12 protein-coding genes are annotated in these 12,779 nt (G+C 51.1%); 6 read left to right on the plus strand and 6 right to left on the minus strand.

Annotated elements, in window-relative coordinates:
* Window positions 1–4: 4 nt before the first annotated feature.
* Both HA51_RS09890 and HA51_RS09895 read right to left on the minus strand, forming a co-directional pair.
* Window positions 5–928: a TIM barrel protein gene (locus tag HA51_RS09890; protein WP_084934357.1), complete on the minus strand. Its 924-nt coding sequence runs from the start codon at window positions 926–928 to the stop codon at window positions 5–7.
* 268 nt (window positions 929–1,196) lie between these two features.
* Window positions 1,197–2,225, minus strand: a complete 1,029-nt coding sequence (locus HA51_RS09895) for a LacI family DNA-binding transcriptional regulator (RefSeq protein ID WP_084934358.1) — start codon at window positions 2,223–2,225, stop codon at window positions 1,197–1,199.
* 324 nt (window positions 2,226–2,549) lie between these two features.
* Here HA51_RS09895 and HA51_RS09900 point away from each other — a divergent pair, with 324 nt between their 5' ends.
* The gene (locus HA51_RS09900; protein ID WP_084934359.1) at window positions 2,550–3,587 is read left to right on the plus strand and encodes a Gfo/Idh/MocA family protein; all 1,038 of its coding nucleotides are present in this window, start codon (window positions 2,550–2,552) and stop codon (window positions 3,585–3,587) included.
* 16 nt (window positions 3,588–3,603) lie between these two features.
* Entirely contained in the window at window positions 3,604–4,488 is an 885-nt protein-coding gene (locus HA51_RS09905) for a sugar phosphate isomerase/epimerase family protein (RefSeq protein WP_084934360.1), read from the plus strand.
* Between the two features lie 38 nt (window positions 4,489–4,526).
* Here HA51_RS09905 and HA51_RS09910 read toward each other — a convergent pair whose 3' ends face one another.
* Window positions 4,527–5,537 carry a Gfo/Idh/MocA family oxidoreductase gene (locus HA51_RS09910; protein ID WP_084934361.1) on the minus strand — a complete coding sequence of 337 codons (1,011 nt, stop codon included), beginning with the start codon at window positions 5,535–5,537 and terminating at the stop codon, window positions 4,527–4,529.
* 100 nt (window positions 5,538–5,637) lie between these two features.
* Between HA51_RS09910 and HA51_RS09915 the strand changes: the two genes are divergently transcribed.
* The 4 genes from HA51_RS09915 (at window position 5,638) to HA51_RS09930 (ending at window position 9,130) form a co-directional block, all read left to right on the plus strand.
* Entirely contained in the window at window positions 5,638–6,657 is a 1,020-nt protein-coding gene (locus tag HA51_RS09915; protein ID WP_084934362.1) for a LacI family DNA-binding transcriptional regulator, read from the plus strand.
* A gap of 102 nt (window positions 6,658–6,759) precedes the next feature.
* Entirely contained in the window at window positions 6,760–7,641 is an 882-nt protein-coding gene (gene yghU / locus HA51_RS09920; RefSeq protein ID WP_084934363.1) for a glutathione-dependent disulfide-bond oxidoreductase, read from the plus strand.
* Window positions 7,641–7,931, plus strand: coding sequence for a DUF1330 domain-containing protein (locus tag HA51_RS09925; RefSeq protein WP_084934364.1), 291 nt, complete (start codon window positions 7,641–7,643; stop codon window positions 7,929–7,931). The genes yghU and HA51_RS09925 overlap by 1 nt, the downstream gene beginning before the upstream one ends.
* Before the next feature lie 233 nt (window positions 7,932–8,164).
* The gene (locus HA51_RS09930) at window positions 8,165–9,130 is read left to right on the plus strand and encodes a glycosyltransferase family 2 protein (protein WP_084934365.1); all 966 of its coding nucleotides are present in this window, start codon (window positions 8,165–8,167) and stop codon (window positions 9,128–9,130) included.
* Window positions 9,131–9,132: 2 nt separating this feature from the next.
* Here the strand turns inward: HA51_RS09930 and HA51_RS09935 are convergent, their stop codons facing one another.
* The 3 genes from HA51_RS09935 to HA51_RS09945 all read right to left on the minus strand — a co-directional run bounded on the left by HA51_RS09935 (window position 9,133) and on the right by HA51_RS09945 (window position 12,779).
* Window positions 9,133–10,371: an O-antigen ligase family protein gene (locus HA51_RS09935; protein WP_084934366.1), complete on the minus strand. Its 1,239-nt coding sequence runs from the start codon at window positions 10,369–10,371 to the stop codon at window positions 9,133–9,135.
* Between the two features lie 546 nt (window positions 10,372–10,917).
* Window positions 10,918–11,595 (minus strand): SDR family NAD(P)-dependent oxidoreductase, encoded by a 678-nt coding sequence (locus tag HA51_RS09940; protein WP_084934367.1) that lies wholly within the window; start codon window positions 11,593–11,595, stop codon window positions 10,918–10,920.
* Window positions 11,596–11,597: 2 nt separating this feature from the next.
* Window positions 11,598–12,779 carry a sialidase family protein gene (locus tag HA51_RS09945; RefSeq protein WP_084934368.1) on the minus strand — a complete coding sequence of 394 codons (1,182 nt, stop codon included), beginning with the start codon at window positions 12,777–12,779 and terminating at the stop codon, window positions 11,598–11,600.

The following is a 12,779-nucleotide window of genomic DNA, read 5'->3' on the forward strand; positions in this document are numbered from 1 at the left end:
CTCCTCAGAATCCGACCGATTGCAGGTAGTGAAGGCTGGCGGTAACGTCGCGCAGGCTGGTGTCGGCGTTGCGCGGATCGCGCTCCTGCTCGATGGTGATCCAGCCCTGATAATTGCGCTCAGCGAGGAATGCCCGCACCGCCGGATAGTCAATTGCGCCTTTGCCAATCGGGCACATCACCCCTTCGGCGCAAGCAGCAAAGAAGTCCACACCGCGGGCGATGACATCGCGCCAGACCGCGTCATTCACATCTTTGAAGTGCAGGTAATCGATGCGATCCCAGTAACGGCTCAGATATGGGATGGGATCCATGCCGGAGTAGTAGAGATGCCCAGTATCGAGGCACAAACCGGCCACCTCGTGCGGAATGTCCTGCACCAGCTGCTCCAGTTCGTCGGCGAACTCAATACAGCCGCCCGCATGCGGATGAATCACCGCACGCACGCCATATTCATCGCGAGCAATCTGGCTCAGGGTGGTGATGTGCTGCATCATGCGCTGCCACTCTTCGCTGGAGAGTCGCGGCGCTTTGTCAGACTGACCGGCAAATTTGGCACGCTCAGCATTCCCGAAATCAATAATCACCAGATAAGGCGCCGGCAGATTATCAGCGTGGGTTTTCTCAGCAGTAGGGACTTGCGACAGGTTGCGACAGATGTTGTGCGTAAGTTCAACCATCGCCGGGAAGTTAGCCTCACTGACCAGATCGTCGAAGATCGTGCCCGCCACCAGTGAAAGCTGATGCGCTTCCAGTTGGTGTCGCAATTCAGCCGCGTCGGTCGGTAGATAAGTCCAAGGACCCAGCTCTATGCTCTTGTACCCTGCCTGCGCCGCCTCTTTGAGGACTTTCTGCCATGGCGGCAAGAAGGGATTTTTAGGATCGTCCACACCCCAACTGCAGGGGGCATTAGCAATATGAATCGTCATGATCGTTCCTTGCGGTATTGGATAACGCAAGTATCAAATAAAAATTTCACCTTCATCAATCATGAAATTTTCGTTTTTTGATAGCGATCATAATATTTCTCATCATTAATTTGATAGATAAACTATCAAATGTAGCTGCCACGCGACTTGCAGAGAAGGTTAAATCGTCAAGGCGCGATTCATCTCGTATCCTTAAAAAGACAGCTTGGCATCAACATGCCCAATGAATTGCGCCCCTGCGGAAAGCACAGCCATAACGGATGATAATTCACAGATTCTCACGCGTAATGATCTCAAACGGCAGCGTGACTTGAGAAAAATGTTCCGACGGTTCAGCATGATACTGCTGAACCGTTCGGGCCAATTGCCGTGCCATATCCTCGATCTCATGGCGAATCATCACCGTAATGCTGCCATCTATCAGCGCGAGCTCGCCATCTTTAACCGGGCCGTGGCAAATCAATGCCACCTTACGCTGCGGCTGCTGCCGTAGTGCATGAATCACCCCCTCAATGCCACCACAGGGCGCGTAGATGAGGGCTAAATCGGCATGCTCCTCCAGCAATTGGCGCGTGGCATGATATCCGCCATCAATCGATTCATGGGTTTTTAGCGGTTCAAGCACCCTGCGGCGGCTATCCTGCTCACGCAGGTAAGACCGGAAGCTAATCTCACAGCTCTCCTGACAGGTAAAACGATGGTCCCCCACCAGCACGCCCACCGACCCCGGCTGATGCAGCAGATGAGAGGCGACCCAACCGGCGGTACGCCCGGCTTTCTGATTATCCAGGCCAAAATACCCCGCGTGACCACAAGGGGAAAAGTTGGAAAACAGCGCGTACACCCGCACGCCCTGGCGAGAGAGACTTTCAATCGCATGTCGAATCAGCGGATGATCTAGCGCAACTAAGCCAATCACCTCTACCTGCTCTGCCAGCTTGTGTAGCGAAGCCACTACTGCTGCAACATCATCAATATCATGCCAGCAAAACAGCGGCTCACTGCCCGTAGGATGCAGGGGCTGCGTCTCTTGCCGCAGCGCATCAGTGAGGGAATGATAGAATGAGTAAGATTGTGATAGCAGGATAAACCCCATCCGCAGCTTAACCTGTGCAGTCTGTGATTCGCCATGAACGGGCATAGCCGGTGCGAAGCGATAACCCAGACGATTCGCGGCCTCGAGTACTTTCTGCTCGGTAGCGGCGCGTACCGGCATACGCCGATTAAGCACACGATCCACAGTGGCGACGCCCACGCCCGCCGCATCAGCGATGGCATTCATAGTTATTTTTCTCATCGATGTCATCCAATGAATTGATAGTAAATTATCAGAATAATGCCCGAATCGGCTTAAGAGTGCGAACGCATCGCAGCGCAAGTCGTCATCAAATCTCACTATTTGATAGAGAATCTCTCAGTATTTTGATCACCTTCGCAAAAATGGAATGATAAATTTCACCGCAATACCATTTGAAATAAATGTTTGATATTTATTTGCACGGCACCTGTGGTTGAGGTTGATGGATTTGCATCAGTAAAAGATTAGAGGGTGCGGTTGCAGCTTCCTATATTTGAGGGCTGGCTTTCGGTTCATTACGTATCAAATAACCCTGGAGATGATATGTTCCCTGCAACCCTACCCGTCCCGCGTCGCCACCCAGAAAACCAGATTCCCTCGCTGCGCTGGGGCATTGTTGGACCCGGCTGGATAGCCGATCACTTTGCCAATGCGTTGCGTCATCACACTCAGCAACAGCTGGTGGCGGTGTCCTCACGCAGCCTTGAAAAAGCACAAACCTTTGCCAGTAAATGGGATATTCCCCATGCCGTTGAAGGGATTGATGCGCTGCTCAGCCGCAATGATATCGATGTGGTTTATATCGCCACGCCGCACAATCATCACTTTCCCGATGGCCTGCGCACCTTGCAGGCAGGTAAACATGTGTTGATTGAGAAGCCTCTGGCCTTGAATGCACAGCAAGCTTTGCAACTGCAGCAGGAAGCGCGCCAGCAACAACGTCTGTGTGTGGAAGCCATGTGGTGCGACTTCGCGCCCAAATACGACGTCATACGCCAACTGTTAGCCGATGGCGCCTTGGGCGAAATTCATACCTTGATCGCCGATCATGGCGAGCATTTTACGCAAGATCATCGCATTTTTAATCTTGATCTGGCTGGCGGTCCCATGCTGGATCTCGGCAGCTATCTGATTGGCTTGAGCGTGTTCGTAGCCGGTGCGCCCGAGAGCATCGTGGCCAAAGGCCAGCCCGCATCGGGCGGCGTCAATGGCCAGACATCGATGCTGCTGACGCACAGTAACGGCATGCACGCCGTGCTCAACACCACGCTATTCAGCAATACGCCGGGCACAGCCGTGATCGCCGGTCGTGATGCCACGCTTTATCTTGACGGTCAGTTCTATGCCCCCGGCAATTTCCGTCTGACCTCCAGCGACGGCCTAAACACGCTGCGCTGGGAAGAACCGACAAATCGCTATATTCAGCTCAGTCATGAAATCGAACATACCGCCTGGTGTATTCATCAGGGCCTGCTCGACTCGCCCGTTCGTCCGCTTGCCGCCTCACTGGCAACGCTGCACGCCATGGATGACGTCAGGAAGCAGATCGGTGTGGTGTTTAATGAAGAGCGCACCGCTTAACGCTCAGGAGAACAAAATGAAAATCGCTTTTGATGTGGATGTCATCAGAGACCTTGGTATCACGCGTATGGTGCACCAGGTCGCTGAGTGGGGTTATAAGTACATTGAGCAATCGCCCCATCCACAGATCAATCCGTTCTATAAACATCCGAAAGCCAGCCGTGAAATCATGCGCGAGTACAAAAATGCGCTGAATGCCACCGGCGTGGAGATCTCATCGTTCATCACCGTCTATCGCTGGTCGGGTCCAGACGAACTGCGCCGTCAGGCGGCGGTGAAGAACTGGAAGCGTATGATTGAGATCTCGGTCGAGATGGGGGTGCAGGTGATTAACACCGAGCTGTCCGGTAATCCGAACGAGCCGGAAATCTGTGAAGAGATGTTCTATCGTTCCATGGAGGAATTGTTACCGATTTTTGAACGTGAAGGCATTCGCGTCGAAATACAGGCCCATCCGTGGGACTTCTGCGAACAGAGCAATGAAACGGCGGATATCGTGAAGTCATTCCGCAGCGACAACGTCAAATACATCTACAGCGCGCCGCACACCTTCTATTACGACAAAGGCGTGGGCGATGTGAAAAACATGCTGCATTACGCCGGTGACGATCTGTCTCACATGCTGATTGCCGATACCATGAACCACACCAAACACTGTCGCTACATCGTTAATCCACCGGGTGTCGATGCGACGATCCACCAGCACGTGGCGGTGGGTGAAGGTGAAGTGAACTTCGACGCGCTGTTCGAAGCCCTGCGCGAAATGGATTTTGCCAATCGCACCTACAAAGTGGGCGGTGAGTCGATTATCTCTGCGGCACTGTTTGGCTACCCTGAGAAAATGAAATATCAGGCAGTAGAAACGCGAGAGTTGATTGAGCGCGAGCTGCTGAGTCAATAAACCTTATCGCGCGGCCAGTGTGCCGCGCGATACCATCATCAAATATTCACCCACTCCACGTCCACAAACTCACCCCGAGTGAGCGACAGCTGTGCCGCTTCCGCAATCGCCTGCGCGCGCAAACCATCGATCAACCCCGGTAGGCCTTCCACCTTCTCGCCATTGATATGTCGCACAAACGCATCCAGATGCGTGTAGTAAGTCTCTTTTACCCGACTGAACCAGTCAGCATACAGTCCGGGCTGGGTAATCCCTTTGCCCTGATACAGGGTCGCGCCGCGCGCTGATTGGCTCTCAGAGGACAGCATCCCTTCACTGCCCATCACGCTGATGCGTTCATCATAGCCATAAGCCGTACGGCGGGTGTTATCCAGTTGCGCCAAGGCCCCTTGCTGCATACGCATGATCAGCACTGAGGTATCGACATCAAAGTCACGGATCTCTGGCATCGCCAGCGCCGCCCCCATGGCGCCGACCGTCTTGACCTCATCTTCTGTCAGCCAACGCAACAGATCAAAGAAGTGAATCGCCTGATCGCGCATCTGGCCACCCGAGGCTTGCAAATAGCTCAGAGGCGGCAGCTCAGAAGCGCGGCACACCATCTGAATCAGTTCGCTGCGACCTATCACTCCCTGCTTTAACTGGGCTTTAAGCTGCTGATGGCTTTGATCAAAACGGCGATTAAAGCCTACGGTGACGGGCACCTGCACCGGGGAAATCTTTTCCACCACTTCCCGCGCACGCTGGAGTGACAGATCGATGGGTTTTTCGCAATACACCGCTTTGCCCGCGAGCACGGCCTGCTCCAGCAAATCGGCATGGGTTGGCGTGGCGCTGGCGATCAATACCGCATCGATCGCTTTACTGTTCAGTGCCTGTTGCACGCTGGCGGCCCGTGCACCATAGCGCTGTGCCACCGCTTCCGCGCGGGATAAATCAATATCGCACACCATCGCCAATTCGATGCCAGGATGCGCCGCCAAATTCGCAGCATGTACCTGACCAATAAATCCACTGCCAATCAATGCAAAACGTTGCAGAGTCTGCATGTTAACGCTCCTTTTGCTCACACTTCGGAATAGCCGATCTTGTCAAAATAGCGCTTTCTGGCAGGCTATCGGAACGCGGTTTTTGATGGAATTGCCTCATATGAAAGCATTGACGCTGGCGGAGCTGGCGAAGCAAGTTGGAGTCGGTGTTGCCACCGTCGATCGGGTACTCAATGACCGCGGTGGCGTGTCACCGGCCATGACAAAGAAAATCTTGCAGGCGGCACGGGATGCAGGTTTGAAACGTATCTTGCCGGAAGAGCATCGCCACACCTGGCAAGTAGAAGTGCTGCTGAGCGGCAACGGCTCGTTCTTCTTTCAGCAGTTGGCGCAGGACTTTGCCCGGCTGGCCGATGAACTAGGCTATCGCCGCCTGCGTCTGCATCGCACGTTGATTCCGGAAAACGCGCCTGAGAAGCTGGCAGCACATATTGAAGCCAGCAGCAAAAAGAGGGATGCACTGATCGTTTTCGCCCATGAAAACCCCTTAATCTACGATGCCTTAGCCGCCTGTAAAGCGCGCGGTGTACCGGTCATCACCATGGTCACGGATTTGCCCAATGCGGCACGCCTGTGCCATGTCGGTATCGATCAATACAAGGCCGGTCGCACCGCAGGATTGATGCTTGGCAGCATGATCGCCGAAGCGGGTGATGTGGTGCTGATCAGTGGTCGCGCCGATTATTCGGCGCATCGCCAGCGTATTGAGGGGTTCCAGTCAGTGCTGGCGGAACGCTTCCCACTGCTGCGTCTGCGCGAGATTCTCGCCGGGCAGGATGAACGAGAGCGTATCAGTCGTCTACTGGAGAAAACCCTCGCCAGCTCGCAACATATCGTTGGGCTATACAACACCGGTATGGGAAATACTCAGATCCACGAAGCTTTGGCGCGGCATCGTCTCAGCGGCAAAACGGTGTATGTCACGCATGAGCTGTATAGCACCACACGGCAGTTGTTGGAGAAGCGCGTTCTGACACTCACCCTCGATCAAAACACCCTGCGTCACGCGCAGTTGGCACTCACGCTCCTGCTTAAGCATCTTGAAGAGGGTGAGCAGCCTGACACCTATCAGCCCGGCAAAGTAGACTTTATGCTTTTTACGCAAGAGAACTTCGCTTAATCACAGTTTGCTTCTCACCGCCAGCGCGGTTAAATCGCCTTCATCTCTCGCTGCTACACTCAGTAGCAGCAAAAAACGCAATCACAACAAGGCGAAATTACTATGTCGGAAAATCAGTATCAGCCCGCGAAAGTCTGGACCTGGGACCCGGAAGCCAAAGGTAACGGCGCGAAAACCAACCGTCCGTTCGCCGGGCCGACGCACGAGAAAACCCTGCCGGTGGGCAAACACCCGCTTCAGTTGTATTCACTCGGCACACCAAACGGCCAAAAAGTCACCATTTTGCTGGAAGAGTTGCTGGCCGTCGGCGCGAAAGAGGCCGAATACGATGCCTGGTTGATTCGCATCGGAGATGGCGATCAGTTCTCCAGTGGTTTCGTTGACGTTAACCCGAATTCGAAAATCCCCGCCTTGAGCGACCACTCGGTGACGCCTCCGCTGCGCGTATTCGAGTCCGGTAACATCCTGCTGTATCTGGCTGAGAAATTTGGTCACTTCATTCCTGCCGATATTGCCGGTCGTACTGAAACCCTGAACTGGCTGTTCTGGCTGCAAGGCTCAGCGCCCTACCTTGGCGGTGGCTATGGTCACTTCTATTTCTATGCTCCGGAGAAAGTGGAATACGCTATCAACCGTTTCACACTGGAAGCCAAGCGTCAGTTGGACGTGTTGGATCGCCAGTTGGCCGATCATCGCTTCCTCGCGGGGGATGAATACACCATCGCTGATATCGCGACCTGGCCGTGGTACGGCAACCTGGTGCTGAACAATATCTATGGTGGCGGCGAGTTCCTTGATGTGCAGTCGTATAAAAATGTGGTGCGCTGGGCCAAAGAGATTGCCGAGCGACCAGCGGTGATTCGCGGCCGTAAAGTGAACAAAGCTTTCGGTGCCGAACCCCAGGATCAACTGCTGGAACGCCACGATGCCTCTGACTTTGATAACAACACCGAAGACAAACGTCAGGCACGAGGAGAGCAATAATGGGCGCGTATGTGGTCATGATTAAAGACGAAACGCTCGATAAAGATGAGCTGGCGACCTACGCCCAGAAAGCGGGTGAGGCACGTGGTGATCATCAGATCAATCCACTGGCCTTTTATGGCGATCTGCAGGTTCTGGAAGGCCGCGATGCAGAAGGGGTGGTGGTGCTGGAGTTTGCCGATGTGGAAGCCGCCAAGGCCTGGTACTTTAGCCCTGCCTATCAGGAAGCCAAAGCACATCGCCTGAAAGGCGCTAATTACCGCGTGCTGTTAGTGAATGGTGTAGCGTAATCCCCCGGCGGCCCAGCGGGCCGCCAGAACCCTGCGCAGATACAACGTCTGGAGGGTGATAAAGTTGTTGATAATGACACGCAACATTGTTCAACTTTTCTTCATCCTGCTGAGATTTATCCGGGTTTTTATGATAACCCCCACGATTTGATGATTAGCTCACAACGGTTATAACAGCTATAGTATCCTTAACATTGATGCTTTTATAAAAAATTAGCGGATTGATAATAACTATGGCTTCACCTTGTACTATTAGTGTTTTGCTCACAGCACACAATTGTGAAAAATATATTTCAGGTACATTGGAAAGCTTAAACCGTGCTTGCGATGGGGTGCAGGACGATGTTGAAATCATCTTGGTAAATGATGCTTCATCTGACAGCACCAGCCAATATCTTCATGCGTTTTGCGAAGACAACCCACAAGCTAAAGTATTCGATGTGGCATTTCAAAACATCGGTCAGGTACGAAACTTCGGTGTGAGTCAGTGCAGCGGGAAGTACATCACTATGCTGGATGGTGATGATCAATTATTAAGTCACTCTTTCGCAGAAATTGTTACGCATTTAAATAAAGAGCAACCAGATTTATTATTGGCACCTTTAAATGAGGTGTATGAAAATAAGTCTCGCCCAGAGAAATGGCATGGGTTAAAGGTAAGTTCACTGACTCAACATCAGGTCATAGAAAAATTCCTCATCCATCGCGAACTCCAGGCACATTTTATCGGCCAGTTCATTAAGCGAGACATACTTGCGCAGCAAGCTTTCCCTGAATTCAGCTGTTACGAAGATGCATACCTTTTTCCTTCTATATTAATAGCCAGTGACAACATCCACTTTGCTGAACAGAGCCCCTATCTCTATTTCAAGCGAAAATCCAGTCTTTCGACTGCATTGAATGCCGAGAAAATCTCACTACTCATTAAGGCCACAGAGAGAATGGATGAGGTTTTAGGTGAACGTTATCGCAATTTACTTTCATGCCACTGGATTAACATCACCCACAAATACCAACCTTTTATCAATGATGAGCACGAACAGCAAATCGTAAACAATTTCATTCAAAAAATATCATTCTTCTCTTTTCTAGGTGACACAAAAGTCAGAGCCAGCTTCAAGAAGAAATATATAAAAATAAAACTCAACAAAAAACCACTCACTAAAAAAAGGAAGTTCAAAAAAGAACTTCCTTTATAAAGTTACGATTCTTCAACTAATGAAAGCAATGCAACCAGTACACTAAATATAGAAATGAATTCAACCGAGATCATCACTACATCGGTCATTCCATACAGCAATATTGCCATTCCTGCGACTGCGGTGGGAGTCACACAACGATAGCGTCTGAATTCAGCAACAATAAAAGTATAAAAGAAATACAGCAGCACAACGATACCTATAACCCCAAACAACGATGCAAACTGTATAAATTCATTATGCAAATGGACATTTATATAAATTAACGCCCAAGAATCAGATTGATTGTGCTCATTAAGATAAGTGGTAATGAAATTATTACGTTCATATTGTGTCTGACCCAAAGGTGCACGTTCAAACGCCATAACACCTGTTTTCCACATTGTGAAACGCGAACCTAAGGATGTCTTATCATTACCTTGCTCATAGTCATGATATTCGTTCACAGTGCTTTCGAGTCGCCCTTCAATAACTTTATAACTTAGACCAGCAGCGACAAACATTAATATTGCAACACATCCTAAAAACTTCACATTCCGTGTAGTGGAAAATAATCTAAACATCATATACGCTAAAAACAGAGTGTGTATTACCATTGCTGAACGTGTTTGCGTCAGCATAATCACATAAAGCGAGACAATTGACACAAACAAAAAATAGACCTTTTTCAGTCTAGTGTCAGCAGATTTCAGAATCAGCATAATCAATGCCAACGTGACTGCAGAATAAGCGTAGGCCGTCAATGTCGCTCTATTTATACCTAATACAATGCGTTCCGAAGAGGTTATTGATTGATAAATCGCAAAGGAGCTTGATGTGATGAAAGCCAAAGCAAGCGACAAGATACTTAGCTTTATAATCAATGACTTGTTAAAGAATTTCGTGCGGTAAAGGTGAAATATATAGCTGAGGATAATGAAAGCCAGAATGCATCTCTTACCCGCAGTGTAATATTGGTCATCTTGTGTATGAGGATGATACTGTGCATACAGAGACCATCCAACATAAACAATACCCAACATGAGCATTGCCAGTGCTTTTCTATCTGTTAACTGGACTTTGTTTTTTCGCCAAAATTCAACAGCCATTCCAATTAAAGAAAAATAAGCGCAATAATAAAAGAGTACGCGACCACCTTTTTCATAGAGAAATGCAACAGGCAAAATAGCTATCAGTGTTAAAAATGCTAACCAAGGAAAAAAATGAATAATACTTTTTCGATTTAACACGGGTGTTAACATGCTCAAACTCACTTGTTCTCAAAAAACGTCCTAATTAAGATTAGCCCAAGGGGGTTTTTAAGTTTAATCTGAAAAACCTCCCGTTGCTGATCTTACTCATTGTCACCTTTCATCACTCCCTGACAAACCTTTCACACACCCGTTCCGCTGGACAGCCTCAAACTGTGGGCCAATGACGCATTACTAACAAATAACAACGGCAGATATTACCGCCTTACTGCCGATAATGCCGCACTCTCTGATAAACGTCCAGCGGTCGCACTCAATCCAAACTGACACTATTAACATTGCCCTTTCTTAATAAACCCCAGCAACCCTGAAAACACAGATTAATTCACGTTGTGTTCACTTTACGTATATACGGCATTGGATGCATCTGAAGTGAATGACATGGGCTGGCTTAAATTAACAGGCTGGCGGCGGAAGAAATGTAGAGAGGAATAAGAATTTTTGGGATAGGACGGATTATGGCAGATCACGTTTGCAGTGGGCATCGCCAGTGTAAGGGCGCATCACGCCGCCCTTAACGCTCGCCTAGCAACAGCCCTATAACGATGCTCCGCCGCAAATCACCAGTTCCTGCCCGGTGATCGCATCCGCTGCGGACGACAGTACAAACCCCGCCAATGCCGCCACCTCTTCGGGTTTGATGAAGCGCCCCATTGGTGGCAATTTCGGTGGTGAGCTGGCGCGCCCCGGTTGCAGTAACATCGGTGTTTCGGTCGCGCCTGGCGCAATCACATTGACCGTAATGCCCTGCGGTGCGAGTTCTGCTGCCCAACTGCGCGCCATGCCAACCATGGCGGCTTTGGTGCTGACATACTGACTGCGATTGGCGGCACCGCGGGAAGTGCGGCTGCCAATCAGCAAAATACGGTCGCCTTGGGTCATCTGTGGCTGCAATGCATTCGCCATAATCTGCGCCACCTGCACATGCAGATACCATAAGCGTGTACTTTGCTCCTCATCCAGCTCACCCAATGGCGCGGCCGCCATCATACCTGCCGCGTGCACCAGTGCATTTACTCTCGGCAACGCAGCCAACGCCTGTTTCAGCAAACTCGCGTCAAACAGATCCACACTGATCGAGGTAAAAGCAGGATGATCTTTCTTCACCAGCGTACGGCTGAAGCCAGTAACCTGCCAGCCTTGCGCCAGCAGGTGGTCGGCAATCGCCGCACCGATGCCGGAACTGACGCCAGTAACCAGCGCATGTCGGCTCATGCTTATCCCCTCACCCACTCTTCGTCGACGCGCACATACTTAATCGCCTGACGGAAATAGGTATAAGCAATGTGCAATGCCCCATCGGCGCTCTGCTTAATGCTGGGATAGGAGAACTCACGGTTCAGCTTCTGCTGCGAGTTGTTGGTCATGCAGTAACCATCACCTTCATCAAGATTACGCTGCCATGGCCAGCTTTTACCGCCATCAGTGGAGATCGCCAGCGTCATCGGCGCGCGCGGTGCTCCCCAGAATGCCGTGCGTCCGCTGTGTACCACCGGTTCGGTGACGACGGCCACGTCATCATCTTCGTCTTCGATTTCGTCATACAGCGACAGACGGCGCTCGCTCGCATCTTTGGCGCTCATCGCGTTAAACACCAACGCCAGATGGCCGTTGCTGAGGGTGGTGACTTGAATCGATGAGTTGTTATTAGGTAGCTCGGTTGGCACCGGCGCACTCCAGCTTTCTCCCCCATCAGTGGACCGGCTTTGATAAATGAAATCCGCCCAACGGCTGCGATACAGTGCCAATAAGCTGCCATCCATTAACACAGTAATATTCATGTGCACGCAGCCCAGGCTCTCCGGTACCGCCACATCACGCCATGTTTTTCCCTTGTCGCTGGAGATTTTCACTGCGCTGATGTCGTCATTCCCGACCCATTTTACGCCAGGCTGGGTGCGGCAATAGAACACTGGCAACAACCAGTTGCCATTCGGTAACACCACTACGGGCTGGCGAATAAAGGTGCCGGGCTGATCAAGCAGCGTTTCAATTTCGCTCCAGCTGCCGCCAAAATCACGCGACTGTCGAAAACGCACAATCGCAGTGTCCTGGTTGCCAGATTTTTGCGCTGTCCACAGCAACCACAGCACTTGGTCAGGATCGAGGAACAGCACCGGGTTCTGCTCAGAGCGCGTGGAATCATCCGAGAGTTTTTCCGCTTTACTCCACTGCGTGGTGCCTTTTGCCAGGCGCGAGCACCAGACCGAGATATCCGCGATCCCTTCCTGCGTGCCACCAAACCAGACGCACAGCAGTTCGCCATTTGGCAGCGGCAGCAGATTGGCGGCATGGTTCTGCGGACAGACCGAAGGCAGCATCGCCGTGAGCTGCTGCGCATCCTGCGCGTGCGGATGAAGGTTACCGTTACGTTCTACGGTAATCGTTGAATCGGTCAT

Origin of the sequence: Pantoea rwandensis, assembly GCF_002095475.1 — a bacterium.
In the GTDB taxonomy this organism is placed as follows: Bacteria; Pseudomonadota; Gammaproteobacteria; order Enterobacterales; family Enterobacteriaceae; genus Pantoea; species Pantoea rwandensis.

Coding starts and splice junctions, on each gene's coding strand:
- HA51_RS09910 (WP_084934361.1), bottom strand. CDS start 5,537: ATGCAGACTCTGCAACGTTTTGCATTGATTGGCAGTGGATTTATTGGT.
- HA51_RS09940 (WP_084934367.1), bottom strand. CDS start 11,595: ATGAGCCGACATGCGCTGGTTACTGGCGTCAGTTCCGGCATCGGTGCG.
- HA51_RS09915 (WP_084934362.1), top strand. CDS start 5,638: ATGAAAGCATTGACGCTGGCGGAGCTGGCGAAGCAAGTTGGAGTCGGT.
- HA51_RS09890 (WP_084934357.1), bottom strand. CDS start 928: ATGACGATTCATATTGCTAATGCCCCCTGCAGTTGGGGTGTGGACGAT.
- HA51_RS09895 (WP_084934358.1), bottom strand. CDS start 2,225: ATGAGAAAAATAACTATGAATGCCATCGCTGATGCGGCGGGCGTGGGC.
- HA51_RS09945 (WP_084934368.1), bottom strand. CDS start 12,779: ATGACCGATTCAACGATTACCGTAGAACGTAACGGTAACCTTCATCCG.
- yghU (WP_084934363.1), top strand. CDS start 6,760: ATGTCGGAAAATCAGTATCAGCCCGCGAAAGTCTGGACCTGGGACCCG.
- HA51_RS09930 (WP_084934365.1), top strand. CDS start 8,165: ATGGCTTCACCTTGTACTATTAGTGTTTTGCTCACAGCACACAATTGT.
- HA51_RS09925 (WP_084934364.1), top strand. CDS start 7,641: ATGGGCGCGTATGTGGTCATGATTAAAGACGAAACGCTCGATAAAGAT.
- HA51_RS09900 (WP_084934359.1), top strand. CDS start 2,550: ATGTTCCCTGCAACCCTACCCGTCCCGCGTCGCCACCCAGAAAACCAG.
- HA51_RS09905 (WP_084934360.1), top strand. CDS start 3,604: ATGAAAATCGCTTTTGATGTGGATGTCATCAGAGACCTTGGTATCACG.
- HA51_RS09935 (WP_084934366.1), bottom strand. CDS start 10,371: ATGTTAACACCCGTGTTAAATCGAAAAAGTATTATTCATTTTTTTCCT.